Origin of the sequence: Streptomyces dioscori, assembly GCF_003024195.1 — a bacterium.
In the GTDB taxonomy this organism is placed as follows: domain Bacteria; phylum Actinomycetota; class Actinomycetes; order Streptomycetales; family Streptomycetaceae; genus Streptomyces; species Streptomyces dioscori.
The window spans coordinates 79,357-105,489 of the sequence record NZ_KZ679047.1; the positions used below are offsets into that span (position 1 = coordinate 79,357).

At 71.7% G+C, this 26,133-nt stretch carries 22 protein-coding genes; 12 read left to right on the forward strand and 10 right to left on the reverse strand.

Annotated elements, in window-relative coordinates; translation table 11 throughout:
* Nucleotides 1-66: 66 nt before the first annotated feature.
* Nucleotides 67-1,842 carry an ABC transporter ATP-binding protein gene (locus C6Y14_RS24675; protein WP_107019008.1) on the forward strand — a complete coding sequence of 592 codons (1,776 nt, stop codon included), beginning with the start codon at nt 67-69 and terminating at the stop codon, nt 1,840-1,842.
* A gap of 698 nt (nt 1,843-2,540) precedes the next feature.
* Here the strand turns inward: C6Y14_RS24675 and C6Y14_RS24680 are convergent.
* A complete protein-coding gene (locus tag C6Y14_RS24680; RefSeq protein ID WP_107019009.1) occupies nt 2,541-3,023 on the reverse strand; it encodes a VOC family protein in 483 nt (160 codons plus the stop codon).
* Nucleotides 3,024-3,163: 140 nt separating this feature from the next.
* Between C6Y14_RS24680 and C6Y14_RS24685 the strand changes: the two genes are divergently transcribed.
* Nucleotides 3,164-4,399, forward strand: coding sequence for an epoxide hydrolase family protein (locus tag C6Y14_RS24685; protein ID WP_107019010.1), 1,236 nt, complete (start codon nt 3,164-3,166; stop codon nt 4,397-4,399).
* Nucleotides 4,400-4,581: 182 nt separating this feature from the next.
* Entirely contained in the window at nt 4,582-6,048 is a 1,467-nt protein-coding gene (locus C6Y14_RS24690) for an FG-GAP repeat protein (protein WP_107019011.1), read from the forward strand.
* A gap of 15 nt (nt 6,049-6,063) precedes the next feature.
* Here C6Y14_RS24690 and C6Y14_RS24695 read toward each other — a convergent pair whose 3' ends face one another.
* The gene (locus tag C6Y14_RS24695) at nt 6,064-7,377 is read right to left on the reverse strand and encodes a DUF6777 domain-containing protein (protein WP_199854845.1); all 1,314 of its coding nucleotides are present in this window, start codon (nt 7,375-7,377) and stop codon (nt 6,064-6,066) included.
* Between the two features lie 203 nt (nt 7,378-7,580).
* Here C6Y14_RS24695 and C6Y14_RS24700 point away from each other — a divergent pair, with 203 nt between their 5' ends.
* Nucleotides 7,581-8,858 (forward strand): streptophobe family protein, encoded by a 1,278-nt coding sequence (locus tag C6Y14_RS24700; RefSeq protein ID WP_107019012.1) that lies wholly within the window; start codon nt 7,581-7,583, stop codon nt 8,856-8,858.
* Between the two features lie 30 nt (nt 8,859-8,888).
* Nucleotides 8,889-9,533 (forward strand): class I SAM-dependent DNA methyltransferase, encoded by a 645-nt coding sequence (locus C6Y14_RS24705; RefSeq protein ID WP_107019013.1) that lies wholly within the window; start codon nt 8,889-8,891, stop codon nt 9,531-9,533.
* A 70-nt stretch (nt 9,534-9,603) separates the two neighbouring features.
* Here C6Y14_RS24705 and C6Y14_RS24710 read toward each other — a convergent pair whose 3' ends face one another.
* The 5 genes from C6Y14_RS24710 to mgrA all read right to left on the reverse strand — a co-directional run bounded on the left by C6Y14_RS24710 (nt 9,604) and on the right by mgrA (nt 15,902).
* The gene (locus tag C6Y14_RS24710; protein ID WP_107019014.1) at nt 9,604-10,578 is read right to left on the reverse strand and encodes a serine/threonine-protein kinase; all 975 of its coding nucleotides are present in this window, start codon (nt 10,576-10,578) and stop codon (nt 9,604-9,606) included.
* On the reverse strand, nt 10,578-11,564 hold the full coding sequence (locus C6Y14_RS45720) for a hypothetical protein (protein ID WP_318658065.1): 987 nt from the start codon (nt 11,562-11,564) through the stop codon (nt 10,578-10,580). Before C6Y14_RS45720 ends, C6Y14_RS24710 begins: the two co-directional genes overlap by 1 nt.
* A gap of 18 nt (nt 11,565-11,582) precedes the next feature.
* The gene (locus tag C6Y14_RS24720) at nt 11,583-13,919 is read right to left on the reverse strand and encodes an FHA domain-containing protein (protein WP_107019015.1); all 2,337 of its coding nucleotides are present in this window, start codon (nt 13,917-13,919) and stop codon (nt 11,583-11,585) included.
* A gap of 77 nt (nt 13,920-13,996) precedes the next feature.
* Nucleotides 13,997-14,407 (reverse strand): hypothetical protein, encoded by a 411-nt coding sequence (locus tag C6Y14_RS24725; RefSeq protein WP_107019231.1) that lies wholly within the window; start codon nt 14,405-14,407, stop codon nt 13,997-13,999.
* 502 nt (nt 14,408-14,909) lie between these two features.
* On the reverse strand, nt 14,910-15,902 hold the full coding sequence (gene mgrA / locus C6Y14_RS24730) for an L-glyceraldehyde 3-phosphate reductase (protein ID WP_107019016.1): 993 nt from the start codon (nt 15,900-15,902) through the stop codon (nt 14,910-14,912).
* 113 nt (nt 15,903-16,015) lie between these two features.
* Between mgrA and C6Y14_RS24735 the strand changes: the two genes are divergently transcribed.
* The 6 genes from C6Y14_RS24735 (at nt 16,016) to C6Y14_RS24760 (ending at nt 21,810) form a co-directional block, all read left to right on the forward strand.
* Nucleotides 16,016-16,936: a LysR family transcriptional regulator gene (locus C6Y14_RS24735; protein ID WP_107019017.1), complete on the forward strand. Its 921-nt coding sequence runs from the start codon at nt 16,016-16,018 to the stop codon at nt 16,934-16,936.
* A 329-nt stretch (nt 16,937-17,265) separates the two neighbouring features.
* The gene (locus C6Y14_RS24740) at nt 17,266-19,050 is read left to right on the forward strand and encodes an ATP-binding protein (RefSeq protein WP_107019018.1); all 1,785 of its coding nucleotides are present in this window, start codon (nt 17,266-17,268) and stop codon (nt 19,048-19,050) included.
* A 124-nt stretch (nt 19,051-19,174) separates the two neighbouring features.
* Nucleotides 19,175-19,597 carry a roadblock/LC7 domain-containing protein gene (locus tag C6Y14_RS24745; protein ID WP_107019232.1) on the forward strand — a complete coding sequence of 141 codons (423 nt, stop codon included), beginning with the start codon at nt 19,175-19,177 and terminating at the stop codon, nt 19,595-19,597.
* Nucleotides 19,594-19,950, forward strand: coding sequence for a DUF742 domain-containing protein (locus C6Y14_RS24750; protein WP_199854846.1), 357 nt, complete (start codon nt 19,594-19,596; stop codon nt 19,948-19,950). Before C6Y14_RS24745 ends, C6Y14_RS24750 begins: the two co-directional genes overlap by 4 nt.
* Complete coding sequence (locus C6Y14_RS24755; RefSeq protein ID WP_107019020.1) at nt 19,931-20,548, forward strand: GTP-binding protein; 618 nt, start codon at nt 19,931-19,933, stop codon at nt 20,546-20,548. The genes C6Y14_RS24750 and C6Y14_RS24755 overlap by 20 nt, the downstream gene beginning before the upstream one ends.
* Complete coding sequence (locus tag C6Y14_RS24760) at nt 20,545-21,810, forward strand: cytochrome P450 (RefSeq protein WP_107019021.1); 1,266 nt, start codon at nt 20,545-20,547, stop codon at nt 21,808-21,810. Before C6Y14_RS24755 ends, C6Y14_RS24760 begins: the two co-directional genes overlap by 4 nt.
* 293 nt (nt 21,811-22,103) lie before the next feature.
* Here C6Y14_RS24760 and C6Y14_RS24765 read toward each other — a convergent pair whose 3' ends face one another.
* From C6Y14_RS24765 to C6Y14_RS24775, 3 genes are all read right to left on the reverse strand, one after another.
* A complete protein-coding gene (locus tag C6Y14_RS24765; protein ID WP_107019022.1) occupies nt 22,104-23,330 on the reverse strand; it encodes a cytochrome P450 in 1,227 nt (408 codons plus the stop codon).
* A 284-nt stretch (nt 23,331-23,614) separates the two neighbouring features.
* Nucleotides 23,615-24,712, reverse strand: coding sequence for an adenosine deaminase (locus C6Y14_RS24770; RefSeq protein WP_107019023.1), 1,098 nt, complete (start codon nt 24,710-24,712; stop codon nt 23,615-23,617).
* 51 nt (nt 24,713-24,763) lie between these two features.
* The gene (locus tag C6Y14_RS24775) at nt 24,764-25,174 is read right to left on the reverse strand and encodes a VOC family protein (RefSeq protein ID WP_107019024.1); all 411 of its coding nucleotides are present in this window, start codon (nt 25,172-25,174) and stop codon (nt 24,764-24,766) included.
* A 203-nt stretch (nt 25,175-25,377) separates the two neighbouring features.
* Here C6Y14_RS24775 and C6Y14_RS24780 point away from each other — a divergent pair, with 203 nt between their 5' ends.
* Nucleotides 25,378-26,088, forward strand: a complete 711-nt coding sequence (locus C6Y14_RS24780) for a dienelactone hydrolase family protein (RefSeq protein WP_107019025.1) — start codon at nt 25,378-25,380, stop codon at nt 26,086-26,088.
* Nucleotides 26,089-26,133 lie beyond the last annotated feature (45 nt).

Consider the following 26,133-nt stretch of genomic DNA (forward strand, 5'->3'; position numbering starts at 1 on the left):
TGATCGAGGGATGGGGAGAAAGCGCTTGCCCCATCTGTTCACGACTCCCTGGGAGGGACGGCCGACATGGCCTCGTGGGAGAAACCGCTCGACCACCGCTACCGCGGCGAGCACCCGATCCGCACCCTCGTCTATCTGTTCCGGGCCGACCGGTGGAAGCTCGCCGCCGCCTTCGCCGTCTTCACTGTCAAGCACAGTCCGGTCTGGCTGCTGCCCCTGATCACCGCGACCATCATCGACACGGTCGTACGGCACGGACCGATCGCCGACCTCTGGGTGAGCGCCGGGGTCATCCTGGCGATCCTGGTCGTCAACATGCCGCTGCACCTGCTGTACGTGCGGCTGCTCTACGGCAGCGTGCGCCGCATGGGCACGGCCCTGCGCTCCGCGCTGTGCACACGCATGCAGCACCTGTCCATCGGCTACCACTCACGCGTCAGCGCGGGCGTCCTCCAGGCGAAGGTCGTCCGGGACGTGGAGACGGTCGAGCAGATGGTCCAGCAAACCGCCGAGACGGGGCTCGGCGCGGTCACCGTGCTCACCGGCGGGCTGATCATCATCGCCGTGCGCACACCCGAGTTCGTCCCCGTGTTCTTGTGCGTGGTGCCGGTCGCGGCGCTGCTCGTGGCGCGGCTGCGGGGCCGACTGCGCGTCCACAACGAGGACTTCCGGCACGAGGTCGAGCAGCTGTCCTCACGGGTCACGGAGATGACACGGCTCATCTCGGTCACCCGCGCGCACGGCCTGGAGGGCAAGGCCCTGCGGCGCATGGACGGCACGCTGCACAAGGTCCTGACGTCGGGGCTGCGGCTCGACCTCCTCAACGGCCGCTTCGCCTCGCTGGCCTGGGTGTTCCTGAACATGATCGGGGTCGTCTTCCTCACCGCGGCCGCGCTCGTCGCGTACTACGGCGTGTGGGCCGTCTCCCCCGGTGACGTCGTCATGCTCAGCGCGTTCCTCACCACACTCACCAACTCCACGACCACCCTGGCCGGGCTGACCCCGGTCATCACCAAGGGCCTGGAGTCCGTACGGTCCGTCGGCGAGGTGCTGCAGGCGCCCGAGCTGGAGGACAACGAGGGCCGGGCGCGGCTCGAATCGGTGCGCGGGGCGGTCGAGTTCGAGGGCGTGGGATACGCGTACGAGGACGCGGACCGGCCCGCCGTACGGGACTTCAGCCTCTCCGTCGCGCCGGGCGAGACGATCGCGCTCGTCGGCGCGTCGGGGGCGGGCAAGTCCACGGTGCTCAGTCTCGTCATCGGGTTCATCCGGCCGACCTCGGGCCGGGTGCTGCTCGACGGGGCCGACATGAACACCCTGGACCTGCGGACCTACCGGCGCTTCGTGTCGGTGGTGCCGCAGGAGTCGATCCTGTTCGACGGGACCGTGCGGGAGAACGTCGCGTACGGCATGGACGACGCGGACGCCGACGAGGCGACCGTGCGCGCGGCGCTGCGGGACGCCAACGCGCTGGAGTTCGTGGACCGGCTGCCGCGGGGGCTCGACACGGTGGTGGGCGAGCACGGGGCGCGGCTGTCCGGCGGTCAGCGGCAGCGCCTCGCCATCGCGCGGGCCCTCATCCGCAATCCGCGCGTCCTGATCCTCGACGAGGCGACGTCCGCGCTGGACACGCGGTCCGAGGCACTGGTGCAGCAGGCCCTGGCCCGCCTGGTGCACGGCCGCACGACCTTCGTGGTGGCACACCGCCTGTCGACGATCCGGGGTGCGGACCGGATCGTGGTGATGGGGGACGGCACGGTCCGGGAGATCGGCTCGCACGAGGAACTGATGTCCCGGGCGGGCGCGTACACGGCACTGCACGGCGGGGGCCTGCCGGCCTGAACGGGGTGAGGGCAGCGGCCGCCCTGACCGGGTAAGGGCAGCGGCCGGCCTGAGCTGGGGGGGGCCGGCTGGCTCCGCCCCCTCGGTCCGGGCCCGCGACTGCGCACGCCCGGGGGTGGGCGGCGGCCGGGGGCGGGCGACGGCCGGGGCACGGTACGTACCGCACGTGCCGGACGGCGGCCGTCGCGCCGGACCCACCGGACGGCGACCGCCCCCTCCCCTTGGCCGGGGCCCGCGGAGGACCCCAGCGGGCCCCGGGGGCGGGAGGCAGGCGTCACGTGTACCTGCCGCGCGTGCCGCACGGCTGTGGTCGCGCGATGCCGGGAGGCCGCCGTCACGCCGAACGTGCCGGACTGTGACCGCCGCGCCACACCTGCCCGAAGGCGGCCGTCGCGCCGGACGTGTCGGGCGTGATGGCGCCGCCCCGCACGTCCCGGGCTGCGACCACCGCACCGCGCCTGCCGGACGGCCACCTGGCCGGACGCGCCGAGCGCGGCTGTCGCACCGCACCTGGCGGAGGCCGCCGTCGTGCAGTGCCTCCCGGCCGGCGGCAGGCACTGCGCCCGTACCGGGTGGCCACCGCCTGCCGGACAGGCCGGACGGCCGCCCCGTCGTACCGGACAGTGACCGTCGTGCGGTGGCGGGCCCCCGGCGGGGGCGCCCCACCCCCTGAAGGGCGCCGCCCCCAGACCGGCGCCTCACTCCCCGGCGTACGCCTTCTCCAGGGCCGCGAGGTCGAGCTTGTGCATCTTGAGCATGGCCGCGGTGGCGCGGCCCGCCTTCCGCTGGTCCGGGTCGCTGATCATCTCGATCAGCCGGGTCGGCACGACCTGCCAGGAGAGGCCGAATTTGTCCTTCACCCAGCCGCAGGGGCCCTGTTCGCCGCCGCCCTCGACGAGCGCGTTCGAGTAGAAGTCGACCTCGGTCTGGTCCGCGCAGTCGATCGTGAAGGAGATGGCCTCGGTGAACTTGAACTGCGGTCCGCCGTTCAGCCCGACGAACCTCTGGCCGTTGGCCACGAAGTCGACGGTGACGACGGAACCGGCGGGGCCCGGTCCGGCCTCCGTGGCACGGACCGTCTTGCCCAGCTCGGAGTTCTTGAAAAGCGACACGTAGAAGTTCGCGGCCTCCTCGGCCCTGCCGTCGAACCACAGACACGTGGTGAATCCGTCGGTGCTCATGAGTGCCTCCTGGAGCGGAGCGGGAACGCTGTCGTCTGTACCGACCGATCCCCGACGGAAAACTCATCGGTGGCGCGACGGCTTTCCGGCCGCTTTCATGGACGGGGCCGATGTCCAGGCCGGAACTAACATGGGCCGTCATGATCTCCCCGCACGGCGACACCGTTCAGCCCGGCAGCCCGCTCCGTCCCTTCCGTCCCTTCCGTATCGACATCCCCCAGGCCGACCTCGACGATCTGCACGCACGCCTGGACCTCACGCGGTGGCCGGACGAGCTGCCGGGGGTGGGCTGGGCCTACGGGGTCCCGCGCGCCTACCTCAAGGAGCTCGCGGAGTACTGGCGGCACTCCTACGACTGGCGCGCGGCGGAGGCCCGGCTCAACGAATGGCCGCAGTTCACCACGGTCGTCGACGGCGCGGACCTGCACTTCGCGCACATCCGCTCGCCGGAGCCCGACGCGACCCCGCTGATCGTCACCCACGGCTGGCCGGGCTCGATCGCGGAGTTCCTGGACATCGTGGGCCCGTTGACCGATCCGCGCGCCCATGGCGGTGACCCCGCCGACGCCTTCCATCTGGTGGTGCCGAGCATCCCCGGGTTCGGCCTGTCGGGGCCCACGCGCGACACCGGCTGGGAGTACCGCCGTATCGCCGCCGCGTTCGCCGTACTGATGGACCGGCTCGGCTACCCGCGGTTCGGTGCGCAGGGCGGCGACTGGGGCGCGGCGATCTCCCGCGAGCTGGGCCGCACCCACCCGGACCGGGTGATCGGCGTCCATCTGAACCTGCTGCCCGGCGCCCACGCCACCTCCGAGCCGTCCCCGGAGGAGCTGGCGGCGCTGCACCCCCGGGAACGCGAACGCGCCCTCGCCTCCTGGCGGCGCCACCAGGAGTGGTCCCGCGAACGGCAGGGTTACGCCGACATCCAGTCGACCCGGCCGCAGACCCTCGCCTACGGGCTCACGGACTCACCCGTCGGCCAACTCGCTTGGATCGTCGAGAAGTTCAAGGAGTGGACGGACTCGGACACGTATCCCGAGGACGCGGTCGACCGGGACCAGCTGCTCACGAACGTGATGCTGTACTGGCTCACGGGCACGGCGGGTTCGTCCGCGCGGGTCTACTACGAGCGCGCGCACGCCGACAACGGGAACGCGCTCGCGCAGCCGTCGACCGCACCGACCGCGCTCGCCGTCTTCCCCCGGGACAACTTCATCCCGCTGCGGCACCACGCGGACCGTACGAACTCCGTCGTGCGCTGGACGGAGTTCGACCGGGGCGGCCACTTCGCGGCGATGGAGCAGCCGGACCTGCTCGTCGGGGACGTACGGGCGTTCTTCCGCCAGTTGCGGGACCGCGGCGGCAGCGGAAGGTGACGGGGCCGGGCGGAGTCGCCCGCTCGGCAGCGCCCGGCCCGTCACGGCGGCGGTGAACGTCGTCGGAATTCCCGTACAACCCTTGGGCCCCATGCGATGTCAAACAGGGCGCCGGACAAGGAACGGGCCCTTTCCGGACACCCCCGCGCTGCCCAGCCGTTCTTCCTGACAGGAGCCGACTCATGCGCAAGAACCGTTCCACAGCACTCGCCGCGGCATCATTTCTTCTGCTGGCGGGACTGGGCATCGCATCCGCGCCCTCCGCGTACGCGGGCACTCCGGGCGGTACGCGGGCCGCCGACCGCAACAGCGACTTCAACGGCGACGGTTATGAGGACGTACTGGTGGGCGCCCCGGGCGCGACCGTCAGCGGCAAGAAGGGCGCGGGACTCGTGACCGTGCAGTACGGCTCGTCGAGGGGCATCGGGACGACCGGTGCCGCCCTCTTCAGCCAGTCCACCGCGGGCGTCGCGGGGGCCGCGGAGACGGGCGACGGCTTCGGCAAGGCGGTCGGCACCGGTGACCTGGACGGGGACGGGTACGACGACGCGATCGTCGGTATCCCCGGCGAGGACCTCGGTACGGTCGCGGACGCGGGCGGGGTCGCGATCCTGTGGGGCTCGAAGGCGGGCCTGACCGGGGCGGCCAGCGACTGGCTGGAGACCCAGGAGCCCGTCACGGGCGAGCAGTTCGGTGCGGGTGTCGCCGCGGGGCACTTCACGAACGAGACGCCGGCCGACCTGCTGGCCGTCATGGACCACAACGGTCTGGAGCTGTTCGCCTACGACGCCGCCGCGCCCGGTTCGCTGGAGCGGCGCTCGTCCGCGCCGCTCTCCGCGCGGGCGCAGGAGCGGCACATCCTGCCCAGGTCGCTGACCACGGGCGACTACGACAGGAACGGGTTCGCGGACCTCGTCGTCTCGGGCGTGACGGCCGGCGACGAGCCCGGCCACGGCTGGTCCACGTACCTCTCCGGGCAGGCGGACGGGCTGACGTACGAGCGCGATGTGCGCGGCGGCCCGGTCACCGCGTCCGGGGACATCGACAACGACGGCTACGACGACCTGGTGACCGGCGAGCCGAACTCCCCCGACGACGGCGGCGAGACCATGACCGGCGGTCTGGTGGGCGTGCGCTACGGCGGCGAGAACGGACCGGCGGACGAGGTCCAGTGGTGGACGCAGGACTCCCCCGGCGTTCCCGGCACGGCCGAGCGGGGCGACGGCTGGGGTACGGACCTGTCCGTCGCGGACACGGACGGGGACGGGTACGCGGACGTGGCGATCGGCGCCGCGGGCGAGGACATCGGCACGGTCGCCGACGCGGGCGCGGTGTGGGTGCTGCGCGGGGCGTCCGCCGGCCTGACCGCGACGGGCGCCAAGTCGTGGGACCAGGACTCCGCGGATGTGTCCGGGGTGCCCGAGAAGGGCGACAAGTGGGGCGGCCAGGTCCGTCTCACCGACCCCAACGCGGACGGCCGCTTCGGGCTGCTGGCCTCCGCGCCGGGCGAGAACGCGGGCGACGGCTTCGTCTGGGTGCTGTCGGCAGGGACGGGCGGCATCACGGCCGCGGGATCGTGGACGTACGGGGCCGAGACCCTCGGCGCGCCCCACCTGGGCGCCGCGTTCGGCGCCGCGATCGACGAGTAGCCCCCGGCAGGCTCCTCACAGTCCCGGAGAGGTCGCGGCCGACTCCGGGACGCCACGACTCGCGGCCGACTCCGTCGTCGTACCGGACCCGTCGTCGGGCCCCGGCTCGGAGGAGTCCGGCGCCGGCGGTTCGGACGACGGCGACCCGGACTCCTCGGAGGGCGACGACGGCGTGTCCGTGGAGGTCGAGGTCGAGGGGCACGGGCTCGCCGACCCGCCCGGTGGCACGGTGGCGCCGTCCCCCACGGACACGCAGGGCTCCGGCGAGTCCGACGAGGGCGGCGGGGAACTCGTCGACGGGGACGGCTGGTTCGCCGGAGGATCCGTCTTCCTGTCCTTGCCGCCGGTGTCGCCCTTGTGCCGGGTGAACCAGTCGCCGCTGTCCGGGTCGAAGATCACGAAGATGTTGACGACCTGGGTGGCGGGCGAGACGACCACGACGTCGGAGGGCCGGTACGACGGCCAGGAGTCACCGGTCCTCTTCGGTGTGGTCCTCAGCGCCACCGGCGGCAGCAACGGGTTGCCGCAGGCGCAGCGGACCCGGGGAACCCCGCGGTCGTCGACGAGGACCGCCGTACCGGCCTGCAGGACCGCCTGATAGCTCGTGGCCTTGCCCTCGCGGTAGCCGTGGTTGGTGACACGGGTGTCCATCCGCAGCTGTACGGGGGTGAGCGAGCGCAGATACGCGGGCACCGCGGAGGTCTTCAGGTCCAACACCGAGGCGAACGCCTGCTTCTTGTCCGGAGCCCGGTCCAGGGCCGAGATCTGCTTCTCGACGTCGCAGCTGGCCACGTCCTGGGTTCCGCCGTAGAGGCCGGGCGCCGCACCGTCCACGCCCCGCGTCACGTTGGCCGACCCGGAGGTGTCCGTGGGCGAGGGCGTCACGGGTGCGGCGGAGCCGTCCCGGGCCGTGGACGCGGTGAACGGATCGGGCCCCGCCTTGCCTGCCGCCTGGAGGAAGACCTCGCCGTCCGAGTCCGTGGCGGTGGTCTTTCCGTCGGGCCGGGTGAGGACCACGGCCAGGACCACGGCGACGACGACCGCGGCGGCGATGAGGGCGACGCGCGGCACGGACTTCCACCAGGGCCGTTCGGGTCCGTTGCCCGAGCTCGAACCGGACGGTCCGGAGGGACTGGTGGGGCCGCCGCCCGACCCGCCCCCTCCTCCGGCTCCCGCTCCGGCTCCTGCCCCCTCGCCCGGACCGCCGATCGACGAGCCCGTGGGACCGCGTCCGTCCGGTGGGGGTACGGGGTTCGGCCGGGTCGGCCCCGACAGGGGGCCGGAGGGCGGTCCTGTGGGGCGGCCTGAGGACGGCGGTTCGACGCTCACGAGTTCTTCTTCCCGGCGTAGGGACCCTGCGGCACCGAAGGCACTGCACGTACTTTGCGGCGCTTCGCCACATTTTCCAGCGATTTATTGCCCTTCATTGCTTAACGAGGCCATTGTGTGCTCCGGTCCCGTGCCGCCCGCAAGCCGACGCGGTCGGCCCTCCCGGCAGGCGCGCCGCCACAGGCCTGCCTAGCGTGACAAAGGTGAGCCTCTCTGCAGCCCCTGACCTGGCAGTGTCCCGGCACGGCTGGGTCCAGGCCCTGGCGACGGTCCTCGCCGGGCTGATCGCCATGCTCGTGGTCGCCGCGCTCGGACTCTGGGCGGCGGGGGCCGCCGACCTGCCCGACGGAGCGTTCCCGCGGGTCGTCGCCGCGACGGTGGTGACCGCGGTCGGCGGTTCGGTGAAGTTCGCCGGGAACGCCGGAGCGCTCGCCGAGACCCGGGCGGGCCTGACGGTGATGCCGCTCTCGGTGACGCTGACCGGAGCCCTGGTCGTCGCCGCCGGTTTCCTGCGGCCGTTGCGCCACCGGGCCGTCGCGGGCCTGCCCGAACTGGCGGGCTGGGCCGGCCGTATCGCGGTCCTGTGGCTGCTCGCCCTGACCGCGCTCGCGCTGTCGGCGCGCCGGACCTTCGCGGTCTCCCTCGGCGAGGGCAGGCTCTCCGACCTCGGTGATCTGTTCGGCGCCTCGTCGCCTCGCGTCGGGTTCGAGACCGATGTGCCGGTGACGCTGCCCTTCGGCCTCCTGTGGCTGGCCGGCGTCCTCGTCCTCGCGCTGCTCGTCTCCCCCAGGGCGCCGCTCCCGCCCCGGCTGCTGCGCTTCCAGGAGTCGGTACGGCCGGCCGCGTACGCCATGGTCGTGCTGCTGCTCGCGTACGTGGTCCTGGGCGTGGTCGTCGCGCTGGTCGTGGCGGTGACGCGGGGGCATGCCGCCCAGACGCTCGCCGTAATGCTCCTCGGGCTGCCGAACCTCGTCTGGCCCGTCTTCACGATCGGTCTGGGCGCGACCTGGGACGGGCGGGTCGAGGGCCCGTTCGGGCTGCCGATGCCGCAGATGCTGGACCGCGTGCTGCGTACGCCGGACCTTTCGACCCTGAATCTGAGCACGCTCTCCGAGCAGGACGGCAGGGTGTGGTGGCTGGTGGTCGTCGACGCGGTGCTCCTGCTCGCCGTCGCCTTCCTGATGGCCTCGCGCTCACCGGCCCGGATGCGGGCCTGGCGGCACGGCCTGCACATGGCGGTCGCCCTCGCGCTCACGGTGCTCGCCGTCTGCCTGCTCGGCCGGATCGACGCACACTACGGGCTGTCGCTGTTCGGTATCGGGGACCTCGGCGGCGGCCTGTCCGGCGAGCTCTTCCTGCGACCGCGGCTGTGGGGCGCGCTCGGTCTCGCCCTGCTCTGGGGCCTGGTCACCGGTTTCGTGGGCGCGCTGCTCGCCTCCCGGACGCGTCACCACGGCGAGTTGGAGAATCCGAAGGACTGAGGGCCGCGGTCCGTACTACCGTACGCATCCATGATCGAGCCGGACTTCCTTCACACCACCCGAACGGCCTACGACACATGGGCCGCCCGTTACGCCGAGCTCTTCGCCAACGGGCTGGAGGACTTCCCGCTGGACCGGGCGATGATCGGGGCGTTCGCCGCGTTCGTGCACGCGGAGGGCGGCGGTCCGGTGGCCGACCTCGGCTGCGGTCCCGGGCATGTGACCTCTCTGCTGGACTCGCTCGGCCTGGACGTGTCCGGCATCGACCTGTCCCCGGAGATGATCGCCATCGCGCGGGCGGCCCGGCCGGACCTGCGATTCGATGTCGGCTCGATGACCGCGCTGGATCTCGCGGACGGCAAGCTGGCGGGTGCGATGGCCCGTTACTCGATCATCCACACCCCGCCGGAGCAACTTCCGGCAGTCTGCGCGGAGTTCCGTCGCGTACTGGCGCCGGGAGGCCATCTGCTGGTCGCGTTCCAGGCCCACGACGACCCGTCGGCGCTCACCGAGTCCTTCGACCACAAGGTGGCCCTCGCCTACCGCTGGTCCCCCGACCGCGTGGCCGCCCTGCTGACAGAGACAGGCTTCACGGAGAAGGCCCGCCTGGTCAGGGCCCCCTTGACGGACGAACGCCCCTTCCCCCACGCCCACTTGCTGCTGACCAAAACCTGACCGACGGCCCCGAAAGGGGCGCGGGGAACTGCGCGACCAGCCACGACGGACCCGCACCCGACTCCACCCCCTACGGCAATCGTTCACGCCCCTCCGGCTCCGGCCCGCCGGGAAACACGGGCCGAGCCCAAGCCGGAGGCAAGGGCGGAGCCCAAGCCCGTTCAGGCTCCCCCACCACCGCCGCCCGCAACGCCGCGACAAACGCGAGACACGACCCGTACCGGTCGTCGGGACTCTTGGCGAGAGCCTTCGCCAGGACACCGTCGACGCCCGGGGCGAGATCGGGCCGCTGCCCGGACACCGCCGGCGGCACGTCGTACTGGTGCGCCCACAACAGCGCCATGTCGTCGTCGCGCTGGAACGGCGGCCCGCCCGCGAGGGTCTCGTACACGACGCAGGCGAGGCTGTAGACGTCACAGCGGCCGTCGACCGGACGCCCGGAGATCTGCTCGGGCGCCACGTAGTCGAGCGTGCCGACGAACTGGCCGACGGTCGTGAACCCGGTCAGGGACAGCGACTTCTTCGTCAGCCCGAAGTCGGTGAGGTAGACGTGTTCGGGGTGATCGCTGTCCGTGCCCGCCGCGACCAGGATGTTGCCGGGTTTGACGTCCCGGTGGACCAGCCCGTGGTCGTGGGCGGCGTCTAGTGCGGACGCCACCTGCGCGGCGATGCGGGTGGCCGTCGTGATGGCCAACGGCCCTTCCTTGTCGAGGAGATGACGCAGGTCACGGCCCGCCACGTACCGCATGGCGATGTAGAGGACGCCGTCCGTCTCGCCCGCCTCGAAGACGGGCACGATGTGGGGGTGGTCGATCGCGGCGGCCACCCGTGACTCGTAGGTGAAGCGTTTGCGGAACGTGTCGTTGCGGGCGAGTTCCGGGGCGAGCAGTTTCAGGGCGACCGTGCGGTCCAGGCGCAGGTCCTTGGCACGGTAGACGACGGCCATGCCGCCCCGGCCGACCTCGCGCTCGATCCGGTAGCCCGCGACCTGCTTGCCGACCAGTCCGGAGGGCCGCGCCGCGTGCGGACCGGTGTCGTGCGCCATCACCGGTCACCGTGACCGGCACTGCCGCCGTCCCCCGCGACGAACCGGGTCGGTGCGTGCCGGATGCCTTCTCGGCCCCCGGGTGCTTCGGGCCCCACGTCTGCCGCACCCGGGGCGGGCCCCGGCTCACCGCCCGGCACGGCTTGAGCCGACTCCGGCACGGCATGCCGCACGTCGCCTGCCGGCTCCGGTTCGGCGTTCCGCGCGGCCGGTGAGGGTTCCGGTCCCACGCCCGGCACGACCTGCGTGGGCGCGTGCCCTGCCGCGGCGGGCGGCGCGGAGCCGGGTGCCGCGGGGCCGGAAGGGGACGCGGCACCGGACGGGCCGGGACCCCGCACAACCTGCGTGGGCGCATGACCCCCCGCGGCGGGCGGCTCGCCGCCGGACGCCGCGGGATCGGGTGGAGGCGTGGTGTCGGCCGGGGCGGGGGTGGGCCCGGTGGGTGGGTCGGGTGGGAGGTCGGCAGTCGGTGGGTCCGGGCCGTCCGTCGTCGCGGACGGCGGCTCCCGTGTCGCGTACGTGGTCGCATGGGTGCCGTCGCAGTACACCCACCGCTCGTGCTCGGCCTCGTACAGCCAGACGGCCTCCCCCTCCAGGACGATCCCGGCCCGTATCCCCTTCGTCAGGTCGTGGAACGCCTGCAGGTCGAGGCGTCCGGCCGCCAGTTCCTCGACGTGCCGCCGGTAGCGGCGCAGCGTCTCCTCGGCGCGGGCCAGCAGCGGACGCGGATCGGCGGTGCGGGCCGGCGGCTGTCCGGCGGCGGGCGGGTCCTGCGGGACGGCGACCAGCAGCCGGCCGTCGACCCACGCGGACCAGCCGTTGGCGCACAGGACGTGCCCCCAGTCGCCGCGCCGCTCGACGAGCCGCACCGGCAGGAGGGCGTCGAGGGGCACGGTGGGCCGGACCGGGTCGGGGGCGTCCCAGGCAGCCATGCCGTCCCGCGGCACCACATGGGTGGGGCGGAATCCGGGAGTGGTCGTCGTCATCGCGTCCGGCTCCCCCTCCTACTTCCGCATGACCGCGGGTTCGTGCCGTCTGAGCAGCCGGGCCACGAGACAGCCGAAGACGGCCGAGAGGACGATGAGCATGCCCATGTTGAGCAGCCACACCCCGGCCGAGTGCCGGAACAGCGGGTCGGCGGTCAGGTCGCCCGGGACGAGCCGGGCCAGGCCGACCGTGCCGGCCATGGCGCCGAGCGCCCAGCGCGACGGCACCAGCCACGACAGCTGTTCGACGCCGGGGACGCCGTCGAGTTTCAGCAGCGCGCCGCAGAACACGACCTGCACGATGGCGAGGAGCACGAGCAGCGGCATCGTGACCTCTTCCTTGCGTACCAGCGCGGAGACGAGGAGCCCGAGCATCATCGCGGTGAAGGCGAGCAGGGCCACGGCGACCGTGATCTCGACGAGGGGCGGCAGCAGGACACCCTCACCACCGGGCGCGTTCAGGTCGACGCCGAACAGGGCCACCAGCGTCAGGACGACGGCCTGGAGCACGGTGACCGTGCCGAGGACGACGACCTTGGACATCAGGTACGCCGATCTGGACAGCCCGACGGCCCGTTCCCGCTGGTAGATCACCCGTTCCTTGACGAGTTCGCGCACGGCGTTGGCCGCGCCCGTCAGGACTCCGCCGACGCAGAGGATGAGCAGCGCGTTCATCGCGGTCTCCTGCGTGAGCCTGCTGCCCGCCAGGGCCCGGGCCATCGCTCCCATGACGAAGGGCAGGGCGATCATGATGGCGAGGAAGGTGCGGTCGGCGCCGAGCGCGGCGGCGTACCGGCGTACGAGGGTGCCCAGCTGCGAGCCCCAGCTCTGCGCCTTGGGCGGCCGGGGGAACGTACCGGGTGCGGGCGCGGCCTGTGGGAGGTGCGGCTGGGTGGAGGCGTTCACGATGTACTGGCGGTGCTGGACCGACGCGCGGTAGTCGCCGGCCCAGTCCCTCTCCCGGTCCCGTTCGAACGCTTCGAACGCTTCCGGCCACTGCTCGTACCCGAAGAAGGCGAGCGTCTCGTCGGGCGGCCCGTAGTAGGCGACCTTCCCGCCCGGCGCGAGGACGAGCAGCCGGTCGCAGACGTCGAGGCTGAGCACACTGTGGGTGACGACCACGACGGTCCGCCCGTCGTCGGCGAGGCCGCGCAGCATGTGCATCACGGAGCGGTCCATGCCGGGGTCGAGACCCGAGGTCGGTTCGTCGAGGAAGAGCAGGGACGGCTTGGTGAGCAGTTCGAGGGCCACGCTGACGCGTTTGCGCTGGCCGCCGGAGAGGCTGTGGATGGGCTGCCGGGCACGCTGTTCGAGACCGAGCTCGCGGATGACCTCGTCGACGCGGGCCTCGCGCTCAGCCCTGGCGGTGTCCTGGGGGAAGCGCAGCTCGGCGGCGTACGTGAGGGCGCGCCGCACGGTGAGCTGGGCGTGCAGGATGTCCTCCTGCGGTACGAGGCCGATGCGGCGGCGCAGCTCGGCGTAGTCGCGGTAGAGGTCGCGGCCGTCGTACAGGACCGTGCCCCGGTCGGCGGGGCGCAGTCCGGTCAGGGCGTTGAGGAGGGTGGACTTGCCCGCGCCGCTGGGTCCGACGACGGCCAGCAGGCATTTCTCGCCGACGGGGAAGGAGATCCCGTCGAGGAGCGTCCTGCGGCCCCGGTCGACGGCGACGACGAGGTCCTGGACGTCGAGCGAGACCTCGCCGGTGTCGACGTACTCCTGGAGTTGGTCGCCGACCAGGCAGAACGCCGAGTGTCCGATGCCGACGATGTCGCCCGCGTCGATCCGGGCGCGGGTGACGGGCCGGCCGTTGAGGAACGTGCCGTTGTGGCTGCCCAGGTCGGCGATCTCGTACGTCCCGTCCGGCAGCGCGCGCAGCTCCGCGTGGCGCCGGGAGACGCCGAGGTCGTCGACGACGAGGTCGTTGTCGCCGCCGCGGCCGATACGGACGGTGCGGGCGGGCAGCGGTCGCACGGTGGTGGGCTGCCGGAAGGTGCCGGTCGCGGCGGGCACGGAGACGACCGAGGGCCGCTCGGGGGCGGGCGGGGGCCGGTCGGCGAGCACGGCGCGCGGGCCGTCGGCGAGGGCGCCGAAGCGGATGACGCTGCCGGCTCCGACGTCCCACTCGTGGACACGGCGGCCGTCGGCGTACGTGCCGTTCGTGCTGTTCTCGTCCTCCAGCGTCCAATGGTCGGTGCCCGGCCGCAGCACAGCGTGGTGCCAGGAGACCCGGGCGTCCTCGATGACGATGTCGCAGAGCGGGTCCCGGCCGACGTGGTACTCGTGGTCCGGGATCATCACCGTGGAGCCCGTCTCCGTTTCGAGGACGAGTTCGGGCACCGCCGACCGCTCTCCCATGCCTGAATTCTAGCTATTCACCCACATATGCGCCTGCTGCGGGCATGGAGGCCGGCTCACCGGGCACGGGGGTCGATTCAGGCGGCCGGGACGGACAGGAAGGGCAGGGTCCGCTGCATCCGCAGGGCGTCGACCGACTCCGCGAGCAGTTCGTACTCCGTGGTCTCGTCGCTCGTGGCGATGCGCACCAGATGCCCGGCGGCCAACTCCTCGGCGGTCAGCTCCTGTTGGGCGTCGTCGCCGCACCACCCGCGCAGCAGGCCGGGCACATCGGGGGTCGAGCCCGCGACGGGCGCCATCGAGTTCGGCGGGAAGTAGGGGGCGTCGGGATCGGGGTCGAGGCGCTCGGCGATCCAGGACGCGCGGTCCCGTAACCACCACATGGCCAGAGCCAGGGTGGGCGCCCGGTAGGTGCCGAGCGGTACACCGACCCACATTCCGCCACAGACTCCGTACGCGGTGACGTGGCACAGGAATTCATCGTGCACGATCACTCCCCCATCGCATCCGCTCGCCGCCTGTCGGCCTCTCTTTCCGGTCTTTCTCGCGGCTCGTTCCGGCGTGCACCGTGGCGCTGTTCCGAGGAGTGGTGAAGGGTGAATTGCCCTAGCCTTCGAGTATCGCCACTCCTGACACAGTGTCACCATGGCTTTCTGGCCAGTCTCTTGGCATATTCGGGCTCTGGTCTGGCCGAAACGGCTCGGCCCGTGCCTGTCGGTACGGCGAAAGGTATTCGGCTTCCTGGGCCGAGTACCGCCGCCCCTTCAGGGGCGCGGGGAACGGCGCGGCCAGCCCCCACACACCCGCAGCCGACCAACCACACCCACCCCCACAAGGGGCGCGGGGAACTGCGCGACCGACCCCCACCACCGGCCCACAGCCGACCGACCACGCCCACCCCCACAAGGGGCGCGGGGAACTGCGCGACCGGCCCCCACCGGCCCGCAGCCAAACACCCACGCCCCACACCCCCACACCCCAAGCGGAGCGCTACCGCTGGACGAGCGCGTCGATCCGGTCCAGCTCCTCCTGCGAGAACTCCAGATTCCCCGTGGCGGCCACACTGTCCTCCAGCTGCTGCGGACTGCTCGCACCGATGAGCGCGGAAGTGACCCGCCCACCCCGCAGCACCCACGCCAGCGCCATCTGCGCGAGGGACTGCCCACGCGACTTCGCGATGTCGTTCAGCGCGCGCAGATCGGCGACCAGCTCCTCGGTCAGCTTGTCCGCGCTCAGGAAGGGGCTGTCGCTCGCGGCCCGCGACCCCTCCGGGATCCCGTCGAGGTAGCGGCCGGTGAGCAGGCCCTGCTCCAGCGGCGAGTAGGCGATGGACCCGATCCGCAGCTCGTCGAGCGCGTCCAGGAGTCCCTCCTCCTCGGGGCGCCGGTCGAGGATCGAGTAGCGCGGCTGGTGGATGAGGAGCGGGGTGCCCAGCTCGCCCAGGATGCGGGCGGCCTCCCGGGTCTGCTCCGGAGAGTAGTTCGAGACACCGACGTACAGCGCCTTGCCCTGTTGGACGGCCGAGTGCAGCGCGCCCATCGTCTCCTCAAGGGGAGTCTCCGGGTCGGGGCGGTGCGAGTAGAAGATGTCGACGTAGTCGAGGCCCATGCGGGTCAGGCTCTGGTCGAGCGAGGACAGCAGGTACTTGCGCGAGCCCCACTCCCCGTACGGACCCGGCCACATCAGGTAGCCGGCCTTGGAGGAGATGACCAGTTCGTCACGGTACGGCCCGAAGTCCGCCTTCAGTGCCTCGCCGAGGGCGGACTCGGCGGCGCCGGGCGGCGGCCCGTAGTTGTTGGCGAGGTCGAAGTGGGTGACACCCAGGTCGAACGCTCGCCGCAGGATCGCGCGCTGGGTGTCCACCGGCCGGTCGGGGCCGAAGTTGTGCCACAGGCCCAGGGAGAGGGCGGGCAGCTTCAGGCCGCTGCGTCCGGTGCGCCGGTAGGGCATGTCCGCGTAGCGGTCGGTGTGTGCGGTGTACAACGCGTTCTCCAGAGGGGTCGGTACGGAGTGGACCGCTGTCCACTCTCGCCTGCCCCACCGGCAGTGGTCCAACAGGAGAATCGGATGGGATTCAGCGGATACGCTTCTCAATCATGGAATTGCGCCATCTTCAGCACTTCGTCGCGGTCGCCGAGGACCAGCACTTCACCCGGGCGGCCGAACGCCTCATGGTGTCGCAGTCCGGCCTGTCCGCCTCCATCCGGGCCCTGGAGCGCGAGCTGCGCGCCCCGCTGTTCGTCCGCACCACCCGCCGCGTCACGCTCACCGAGGCCGGGCGGGCCCTGCTGACCGAGGCGGAGCGGATCCTGGCGCAGGTCCGCGCGGCCCACGACGCGGTGGCCGCCGTGCAGGGCGTACTGCGCGGCACACTCTCGCTGGGCACCGAGCAGTGCATCGCGGGCGTGCACGTGGCCCCCTTGCTGGCCGAGTTCCGCAGACGGCATCCGGACGTCGAGATCCGGCTGCGGCAGGCCGGCTCGGGCGCGCTCGCGGAGGACGTCGCCGCGGGCCGGCTGGACCTGGCGTTCGCCGTGACGACCCGCGCCGACACGGAGCAGCTGCGCAGCCTGCCGCTGACGCGCGAGCCCATGACCGTCGTCTGCCATCCCTCGCACCGGCTGGCGGGCGGCGGCCCCGTCACCCCGTACGAGCTGGGCGGCGAGGCCTTCGTCGACTTCCATCCCGACTGGGGTCCGCGGCGCACCACCGACGCGGCCTTCGCGGCGGCCCGGGTGCAGCGCACCGTCACCCTGGAGGTGAACGACGTGCACAGCCTGCTCGACCTCGTCGAGGAGGGCCTCGGCATCGCCGTCGTGCCGCGCCACTTCGCCCACAAGCGTCCTGCCCTCCCGGCCCTCCCGCTGAAGGCCGACACCGAGACGCCGTACGAGACGGTCGCGATGCTGCCGCCGCCGGAGGCGACCAGCCCGGCGGCGCGGGCGTTCATGTCCCTGCTCGACACGGAGGTTCTGGCCGTCGAGACGGTCGGCTCATCGGCCAGGATCAGCGGTTAGTTGGCCGAAAATGCACCCCACTGATCGATGCTGACGAAGTTTCGAACAGGGATCGCGGGCGGCAAAGCACATGAAAATGCCGACCGCCGCATGTCGGCGCGGAGTTGACGGCAACTCAGTTCATCTACCACAGAGTCGTTTCCAGGTAGCCATTTCCCGACGATGTGAAGTCATCGGGGGGATCGGACCCCTGCCGGGCCCGAGAGCCAGGTCCGGTGACTAGCATGAGCGACGCGCTCGATCCGGAAGGCGGTCTGCCACCTTCCGTGTTCTCAGCGCCGTTTCACCTGTGGACGTACTCCTGCTCGCACGGACCGAGGGACCGCGGAATGCCAGTGCCTGCTCGCCCCCGTCAGCGCCGATCTGCGCAGAAGACGGGTTCCACTCCGGTCGTGTTCCCCGCGGTCCTGGTCGTCACGGCCGCGGGTGCCGGAGCGGCCGTCGGCCTCGCCCCCGAGGGAGCCCGCCCCTGGGTGGCGGGCACGGCGATCGCCGCCTGGGGCTGCATAGCGGCCGTCGTCGCCTTCACCTCCGCCCGGTTGCGCAAGGCCCACCGCCAGACGGTGTCGCGCACCGGCGAACTGGAGATGACCAAGAACAACTGGAGCCAGCACGGCGCCGAGACGGACCAGCTGGTCAACGTGACCCTGCCGGCGGTGGCCGAGCAGCTGAAGAACGGCGTCGGCGCCGACAAGGTCCTGGCCGGGCTCCCCACCCCCTCCGACCCGTATCTGCGCCGGATGCTGCACGTCTTCACCACCGAGGTCGCCCAGTCCGTACGGCGGACCACCGACGCACAGTCGGACCTCGACATGATGCGGCGCGAACTGGCCCTGGGGACGCAGGAACTCGAACGCCTGACCAACGACACGCTGCCCGCCGCGGTGTCCCTGCTGCGCGAGGGCAGTTCGGCCGACACCGTGCTCGCCAAGCTCGACTGGCCGAGCAACCCGCTGCTGCGCTCGCCCGCGGAATCGTTCATCCGTGAACTGGCGTACAGCGAGCGCCGGTCCGCCGCCGCCCAGGCCGCCTCCGCGAAGGCGCTCAGCCGGGTCCAGGCCAAGACCGTCGGCATGCTCGCCGACCTCCGCGACATGCAGGACCGTCACGGCGGCGAGATCTTCGGCGATCTGCTGCGCCTGGACCACAGCACCTCCCAGCTCGGTCTCATGACCGACCGGCTCGCCCTGCTGATGGGCGGTCGCTCCAGCCGCGTGTGGAACAAGCCGATCGTCATGGAGAGCATCCTGCGCGGCTCCGTCGGCCGGATCGCGGCGTACCGGCGGGTGCGGCTGCACAACTCCAGCAAGGCCTCCATCGCGGGCTTCGCCGCCGAGGGCGTGATGCACCTGCTGGCCGAACTCATGGACAACGCCGCCAACTTCTCGCCGCCGATCGACGAGGTCCACGTGTACGTGGAGGAGCGCAGCGCCGGTCTCGTCATCACCATCGAGGACAGCGGACTGAAGATGTCCGACGCCTCCATGCGCCGGGCCGAGGAGTCGGTGTCGGGGCAGGTCACCGACCTCGCCTCGCTCCAGGGCACCCGGCTGGGCCTGAGCGTGGTCGGACGGCTCGCCGCCAAGCACGGCATCAGCGTCAACTACCGGCCCTCCTCGCGCGGCGGCACCGGTGTCGTCGTCCTGCTGCCGCCCCAGCTGGTGGCCCAGCAGCGCGAGCCGGTCGGCCCCGAGCGTCCGCGCCCCGGCGCGGACCTCCCCACCGCCCCTCCGGCCGCCGCACCGGTCGCGCCCCCGGCCCCCGCGCCGGTCCCCGCCGCCGAGGAATCGTTTCCGGTACGCACTCCGCAGGCGACCGCGCCCGTGGACGAGGCTCCCCCGGTGGACATCCCCCGCCGGCGCGGCGCGGCCACTCCGGGCGGGCTGCCCGTCCGGGCTCCCGGCCGCACCATGGCCGAGGCGGAACGGGGCCGGACGAAGAACGCTCCCGAGCCGTCCAGGGCGGAGCCCGACGCGAACGCTCCGGCGCGCGACGCCGGAAGCCGGTTCGGCGCCTTCCACCGCGGCCGGCACGCCGCCGGGACCACCGATGCCTCCCCCGCCGCTCCCGGCGAGGACACCGGACCCGGGACCGGACCCGAGGCGGCCGGCTAGATCGCCCGGCCCTTCGCACAGCTCAGAGCTTCGCAAGCCCACCCCGCACTGATTCGCCGCACCCCGTTGGATTGGAGGAACGGGCCGGGTGACCACCGACTGGTCATCACCCGCCCCGCCCATCATGGAGACCACTGACAACAGCCTCACCTGGCTCTTGATGAACCTCTTGGAGCGCACGCCGGGCACCCGCCACGCACTCGTCCTGTCCCGGGACGGTCTGAAGCTGTGCTGGACGGAACACCTGACCCTGGACCAGGCCGACCAGCTGTCGGCGATCTGCTCCGGCATCCAGGCTCTCGCCCAGGGCGCGTCCGTGGAGTTCGGCGACGGAACCGGCGGTGTCCGGCACTCCATGACCGAGTTCCACGGAGGCCTCCTGTTCATCGTGGAGGCCGGCCAGGGCGCGCACCTCGCGCTCGTCGCCGAGGAGAGCGCCGACCCGGGCGTCGTCGGCCATCAGATGACCGAGCTGGTGGAGCAGATCGGTGACCATCTGCGGGCCGAACCCCGTACACCCGTCACCACCAGGGGTGCCTCGGCGTGAGCCGCAAACCCGTGGACATCGGCGACCCGGACCGGCTCTACACGGTCACGGGCGGACGCAGCGAAGCCGATGACGCCTTCGACCTGGTCACGCTGATCGTCAGCGAGTGCGAGCCGGCCGCCGGCATGCAGTCCGAGCACGTCCGGATCCTTGAGCTGTGCCGGCACCCCACGGCGCTGGTCGAGGTCTCGGCCGAGCTCAAGCTGCCCATCACCGTCGTACGGATCCTCCTCGGCGACCTCCATGCCATGGGCAAGGTGAGCGCCCGTCACCCCCGCGCGGCCGACTCCGTCGCGGCCCTCCCCGAAACCGCACTGCTGCAGGAGGTGCTCCATGGGCTCCGCAACCTCTGAGCTGCCCGCCCAGCGCACGCCGCTGGCCGATGCCGCCGAAACCGGACTGAAGATCGTCGTGGTGGGCGGCTTCGGCGCCGGCAAGACCACCCTGGTCCGCTCGGTCAGCGAGATACGTCCGCTGAACACCGAAGAGGTGATGACGCAGGCGGGGCAGGGCGTCGACGAGACGGCGGGGGTGGAACGCAAGACCACGACCACCGTCGCCTTCGACTTCGGGCGCATCAGCCTCAACCAGCGGATGGTGCTCTACCTGTTCGGCGCGCCGGGCCAGGAGCGCTTCTGGTTCCTGTGGGACCGGCTGTTCTCCGGCACCCTCGGCGCGATCGTCCTCGTCGACACCCGGCGCATGGAGGACTCCTGGTACGCGATCGACCGGCTCGAACACCACAAGACGCCGTTCGTGGTGGCCGTCAACCGCTTCGACGACGACGAGCAGCGGTTCTCGCTCGACGAGATCCGGCAGGCCCTCGCGCTGGGCGACCATGTGCCCATGGTCGACTGCGACGCGCGCGTCAGGTCGTCGGGCAAGGAAGTCCTGATCACTCTCGTGGACCATCTCTACGCACTGGCCCTGTCCCAGGAAGGGACGTCGTGAGCGACACCACCGGCTCCACTTCGTCGAAGACCCCTCCACCGGGCTGCCCGGCGCACGGTTCCGCCGTGCAGCTGGGCGGGCTTGAGTACCAGCAGACGCCCTCGCAGCTGTACCGCACGATGCGCAGGGACCACGGTGCGGTGGCTCCGGTCCTCCTCGACGGCGACATCCCGGCCTGGCTCGTCCTCGGTTATCCCGAGGTCAGCTATGTGACCAGCCATGACGAGCTGTTCGCGCGGGACTCCCGGCGCTGGAACCAGTGGCCGAACATTCCGGCGGACTGGCCCCTGATGCCGTTCGTCGGCCACCAGCCGTCCGTGCTGTTCACCGAGGGCCCGGAGCACCAGCGCCGGGCCGGTGTCATCACGCAGGCGCTGGAGGGGGTCGACCAGTTCGAACTGGCCCGTGAGTGCCAGTCGATCGCCGAGTCGCTGATCGCCTCGTTCGGCGGCAGCGGGCAGACCGAGCTGATGAGCACGTACGCGCACGCCCTGCCGGCCCGCGCGGTGCTGTGGATGTGCGGTATGCCGCAGGGCAGCGCGGACACCGAGCAGCTCGTCGACGATCTGCGGATCTCGCTCGACGCCGGCGAGGGCGACGACCCGGTGGCGGCGTACATGCGCGTCGGGGAGCGCATCATGCAGCTCGTGAAGGAGAAGCGGGACCGGCCGGGTCCCGACGTCACCTCCCGGATGCTGCAGGACCCGGCGGGGCTCAGCGACGAGGAGATCGTGCAGGACCTGATCTCCGTCATCGCCGCGGCCCAGCAGCCGACCGCCAACTGGATCTGCAACACCCTGCGGCTGCTGCTGACCGACGAGCGGTTCGCCGTCAACGTCTCCGGCGGGCGGGTCAGTGTCGGCGACGCGCTCAACGAGGTGCTGTGGCTGGACACGCCGACCCAGAACTTCATCGGCCGCTGGGCCGTGCGCGACACCCAGCTCGGCGGGCGGCTCATCCGTGAGGGCGACTGCCTCGTCCTCGGTCTCGCGGCGGCCAACACGGACCCGCAGATCTGGCCCGAGTCGCATGTCGGCGCGGAGAACTCCTCGCACCTGTCGTTCAGCAACGGCGAGCACCGGTGCCCGTATCCGGCGCCGCTCCTCGCGGACGTGATGGCCCGTACGGCGGTGGAGACGCTGCTGGAGCGGCTGCCCGACCTGGTGCTGGGCGTGGACCCCTCCGAGCTGACGTGGCGGCCGTCGATCTGGATGCGGGGGCTGAACTCGCTGCCGGTGCAGTTCACTCCGGCCGTGCATTAGCGCTCCGCTGGGTTCAGTTGATTGTCTGCGGGTGCGTTGTGTGCCTGCGGGTGCTTCGTGGCTGAGCGCGCCGTTCCCCGCGCCCCTTTAGGGGCGCTGCCCTGGGGGTGCGTTGTTTTGCTGCGGGTACGTTGGGGCTGAGCGCGCCGTTCCCCGCGCCCCTTCGGGGGCGCTGCCCTGCGGGTGCGTTGCTTTTCTGCGGGTGCGTCGTGGCTGGGCGCGCAGTTCCCCGCGCCCCTTCGGGGCGCCTGGTCCTCCGCATGCCCTGTGTGGCATGCGGAGGACCAGGGGTGTCAGGCGCCGACCGGGGTGAAACGTACCGGCAGGGACTGGGGGCCTCGGGTGAAGACTCCCTGTTCCACCGGGTCGAAGCCGTCCGCGAGGCGCAGGTCCGGCATCGCGTCGAGCAGTTGGTTCATGCCGATCTCGACCTCCGCCTTGGCGAGCAGCGCGCCGACGCAGAAGTGCCGGCCCAGCGCGAACGCGAGGTGGTCCGCCGCGGCCGAGAACGCCGAGGTCGTGGTGAGGTCGTCCCGGAATATGTCGAACCGGTCGGGGTCGCCGTAGCGGCGCTCGTCGCGGTTGGCGGCTCCGATGAGGCACGTCACCGTGGCCCCCTGCGGGATGGTGCCGCCGGAGACCTCGACGTCGGTGGCCGACTGCCGCATGATCATGTGGACCGGCGGGGTGTAGCGCAGCGTCTCCGCGAAGGCCGCGGGAATCAGGCTGCGGTCCTCGTAGACCGCCGCCAACTGCTCGGGGTTCATCAGCAGGTTGGCGAGAATGCTGGCGATCGCCTTGTCGGTGGTCTCGCCGCCGGCGGCGAGCAGCAGGCTGCAGAACGCCTTGATGTCCTCGTCGCTCATCCGGACACCGTCGACCTCGGCGGCACAGAGCGTCGACAGCAGGTCGTCGCCCAGGTTGTCGCGCCGGTCGCGGATGATCGGGATCATGTACTCGGCGAACTCCCGGCGGGTGCGCTCACCGGCGGCGGTCACCTCGGCGTCACCGGAGAGGTTGCCGAGGAAGGCGATGACGGCGGTGTACCAGCCGTGGAAGCGGGCGTGGTCGGCCTTGTCCAGGCCCAGCATGTCCGCGATGACGTTGACCGGGAACCGGGTCGCGTAGTCGGTGACGATGTCGGCCGAGCCGGTCGCGCGGAAGGCGTCGATGAGCGCGAGCGAGTTGCGTTCGATGACCGGCAGGAACTTCTCCTGGAGGTCGCTGCCGCGGAACGCGGGGGCGACGAGTGCGCGCCGCACCGCGTGCTCACGGCCGCTGAGCTGGAGGATCGTCTTGCCGTGGACCGGCTCCAGCTGCCAGTCGTAGTTGCCGGTCGTGAACTCGGACTTCTTGTCCTTGAAGACCCGTTCGACGTCGTCGTAACGGGAGATGATGTAGCTCTGGGTGGCCTCGTGCCAGATCAGGGGATTTTTCTCTCGCATCGCCGCGTACGCGGGGTAGGGATCCGCGGCGAACTCGGGAGAGAGGATGTCGGGCGCCTGCTGGGCAGTGGACACGGAACTCCTCGTGTTGGATGCGTGCCGTCGAGGAACAGGTTAATGATCTTTCGATGGCTCAAACAGTCCAGTCCTGGCCGAAGTTGAACGCCCTGCCTTTGCGTGCCGCGAGTGCCTCACGATCACGCTTTATGGCGGATTCACTCCCATGATCCGGGGTTTTCGTGCTGTTATGCCGGAGTCCTGTGATCGTCCTGTCGCCGGGAGAACGGCGGTCCGCCGCGTGGCGAACAGCTGCTCCCGGAGCCGGCGAACACTTTCGGCCACGACTCATTCGACACGTGTCAGCGCGTCCCGAGGTCGTACCCCGGCAGGACCACGTCCCGGATCAGCGCGTTGCGCTCGTCGAAGGGGATGAACGCGCTCTTGAGGGCGTTGACCGTGACCGTGCGGAGGTCGCCGAGGGTCCAGCCCGCCTTCTCGACGAGCAGGGACATCTCCCGGGTCATGGTCGTGCCGGACACGAGGCGGTTGTCGGTGTTGAGGGTGACGCGGAAGCCCAGGTCGCGCAGCCGGGTGATCGGGTGGTCCGCGATCGAGGTGGCCGCGCCGGTCTGGAGGTTGGAGGTGGGGCACATCTCCAGGGCGATGCGGCGGTCGCGTATCCACTCGGCGACGCGGCCGAGCTTGCCGTCCACGATGTCGTCGGTGATCCGGACGCCGTGGCCTATGCGCTGGGCGCCGCAGACCTGGAGCGCCTGGTGGATGCTGGGCAGGCCGTGGGCCTCACCGGCGTGGATGGTGAACGGGACGTTCTCGGCGCGCAGGTGCGCGAACGCGTCGAGGTGGTCGGCGGGCGGGAAGCCGTCCTCGGCGCCCGCGATGTCGAAACCGACGACGCCCGCGTCCCGGAACGCCACCGCCAGATCCGCGATCTCCCGGCTGCGGTCGAACATCCGCATCCCGCACAGCAGCGTGCCGACCCGGACGGGCGTACCGGCCGCGGCGCCCTTCGCCATGCCGGCGGCCAGGCCCTCCTGCACGGTCTCGACGACCTCGGGCAGGGTGAGCCCGCCGTTCAGCATCAGCTCGGGCGCGTAGCGGACCTCGCCGTAGACGACACCGTCCGCGGCGAGGTCGAGCACGTACTCCTCGGCGGTGCGCAGCAGGCCCTCCCGGGTCTGCATGACGGCCAGGGTGTGCTCGAAGGTGGCGATGTAGCGGACGAGGTCGCCCGAGTTGGCCGCCTCGTAGTACCAGGCGGCGAGTGCGTCCGGGTCGGTGGTGGGGAGGGTGTGGCCGACCGCGCCGGCGAGTTCGACGAGCGTCGCGGGGCGCAGTCCGCCGTCGAGATGGTCGTGCAGGACGGCTTTGGGGAGCCGGCGGATGGTGTCCGTGTCGGGACGGACGTCGTTACGGGCGTCGGTGCGGGGCGCGGTCATGCGGTGTTCCTCGACAGGTTCTCGGGAGGGGGCGGGACGGGTTCGGCCGGACTACTGGGCGGTCGCGTCGGGGGCGGCCGGCTGCAACAGGTCCCACCGGTTCCCGTACAGGTCCTGGAAGACGGCGACCGAGCCGTACGTCTCGTGCCGCGGCTCCTCCAGGAAGGTCACGCCGGCGGCGGTCATCCGGGCGTGGTCGCGGGCGAAGTCGTCGGTGTGCAGGAAGAAGCCGACCCGGCCGCCGGTCTGGTCGCCGATCCGCTCGCGCTGCGCCTCGTCCTTGGCGCGGGCCAGCAGGAGACCGGTGCCGGATCCGGCGGTGTCCGGCTCCACGACGACCCAGCGGGACCCGTCGGGCCTCGGGGTGTCCTCGGCGAGCCGGAATCCGAGCGCCTCGGTGTAGAAGCGGATCGCGTCGTCGTAGTCGTCGACGACGAGGGTGACCAGGGCGACGCGTCGCATCGGGGCCTCTCCGGGGGTCGCGGCAGCAAGGGCCGGCGGTGGGTACGGGCAGCGGGGTCGAGCAGGAGGGATGAGCACTGGGGATGGACAGCGGGGGTTATACGTAACACGCGAGGATACGCCATCGCCGGGGGGTCGCCTGCCCGCGCGGCACCCGCCTCCTGCATGCTGGGGGAAGGATCAAGTGACAGGAGTGACACACCATGTCCGAGACGCCCAGGTCGACCGGCGCACCCGCCCACCAGAACGTCACCTTCCCGAGCGGCGGCACCACCGCGCACGGTTACCTGGCACTGCCACCGGCCGGACGAGGGCCCGGTGTCATCGTCATCCAGGAGTGGTGGGGGCTGACCGACCACATCGCCGACGTCACCGAGCGGCTGGCGAAGGAGGGCTTCGTGGCACTGGCCCCGGACCTCTACGGCGGCAACGTCGCCCATGAGAGCTCCGAGGCGTACCGCATGATGCAGGAACTGCCCGTGCCGCGCGGTGTCGAGCTGCTGTCCGGCGCCGTCGACCATCTGCTGGCCATGCCGGAGGTCACCTCCGGGACCGTCGGCTCGGTCGGCTTCTGCATGGGCGGCGGTTTCGTCCTCTACCAGGCGGCCACCGACCCCCGCGTCCGCGCCGCCGTCCCGTTCTACGGCGTCATCCAGGGCGAGGCCCCGGACTTCTCCGGCCTCAAGGCGCAGGTCCTCGGGCACTACGGCGAGCGCGACTCCGCCATCCCCGTGGACTCCCTCACCACGCTCGCCGAGACGATCCGCGAGCAGTCCGGCATCACCCCGGACTTCCGCGTCTACCCGGCCGACCACGCCTTCTTCAACGACGGCCGCCCGGAGGTCCACGACCCCGAGGCGTCGGCGCAGGCCTGGCGGAGCACGGTCGAGTTCCTGCACGCGCAGCTGGGCTGAGCAACCGCTGCCCCCGGTCCCGCCGGGGGCAGCGGCGCACGTTGG

What these genes read in the sequence shown, in the direction of transcription:
- C6Y14_RS24780 (WP_107019025.1), top strand. Translation starts at nt 25,378, where the DNA reads ATGTCCGAGACGCCCAGGTCGACCGGCGCACCCGCCCACCAGAACGTC.
- C6Y14_RS45720 (WP_318658065.1), bottom strand. Translation starts at nt 11,564, where the DNA reads ATGACGACGACCACTCCCGGATTCCGCCCCACCCATGTGGTGCCGCGG.
- C6Y14_RS24685 (WP_107019010.1), top strand. Translation starts at nt 3,164, where the DNA reads ATGATCTCCCCGCACGGCGACACCGTTCAGCCCGGCAGCCCGCTCCGT.
- C6Y14_RS24770 (WP_107019023.1), bottom strand. Translation starts at nt 24,712, where the DNA reads ATGACCGCGCCCCGCACCGACGCCCGTAACGACGTCCGTCCCGACACG.
- C6Y14_RS24675 (WP_107019008.1), top strand. Translation starts at nt 67, where the DNA reads ATGGCCTCGTGGGAGAAACCGCTCGACCACCGCTACCGCGGCGAGCAC.
- C6Y14_RS24740 (WP_107019018.1), top strand. Translation starts at nt 17,266, where the DNA reads ATGCCAGTGCCTGCTCGCCCCCGTCAGCGCCGATCTGCGCAGAAGACG.
- C6Y14_RS24755 (WP_107019020.1), top strand. Translation starts at nt 19,931, where the DNA reads ATGGGCTCCGCAACCTCTGAGCTGCCCGCCCAGCGCACGCCGCTGGCC.
- C6Y14_RS24710 (WP_107019014.1), bottom strand. Translation starts at nt 10,578, where the DNA reads ATGGCGCACGACACCGGTCCGCACGCGGCGCGGCCCTCCGGACTGGTC.
- C6Y14_RS24680 (WP_107019009.1), bottom strand. Translation starts at nt 3,023, where the DNA reads ATGAGCACCGACGGATTCACCACGTGTCTGTGGTTCGACGGCAGGGCC.
- C6Y14_RS24705 (WP_107019013.1), top strand. Translation starts at nt 8,889, where the DNA reads ATGATCGAGCCGGACTTCCTTCACACCACCCGAACGGCCTACGACACA.
- C6Y14_RS24735 (WP_107019017.1), top strand. Translation starts at nt 16,016, where the DNA reads ATGGAATTGCGCCATCTTCAGCACTTCGTCGCGGTCGCCGAGGACCAG.
- C6Y14_RS24775 (WP_107019024.1), bottom strand. Translation starts at nt 25,174, where the DNA reads ATGCGACGCGTCGCCCTGGTCACCCTCGTCGTCGACGACTACGACGAC.
- C6Y14_RS24690 (WP_107019011.1), top strand. Translation starts at nt 4,582, where the DNA reads ATGCGCAAGAACCGTTCCACAGCACTCGCCGCGGCATCATTTCTTCTG.
- C6Y14_RS24720 (WP_107019015.1), bottom strand. Translation starts at nt 13,919, where the DNA reads ATGGGAGAGCGGTCGGCGGTGCCCGAACTCGTCCTCGAAACGGAGACG.
- C6Y14_RS24745 (WP_107019232.1), top strand. Translation starts at nt 19,175, where the DNA reads ATGGAGACCACTGACAACAGCCTCACCTGGCTCTTGATGAACCTCTTG.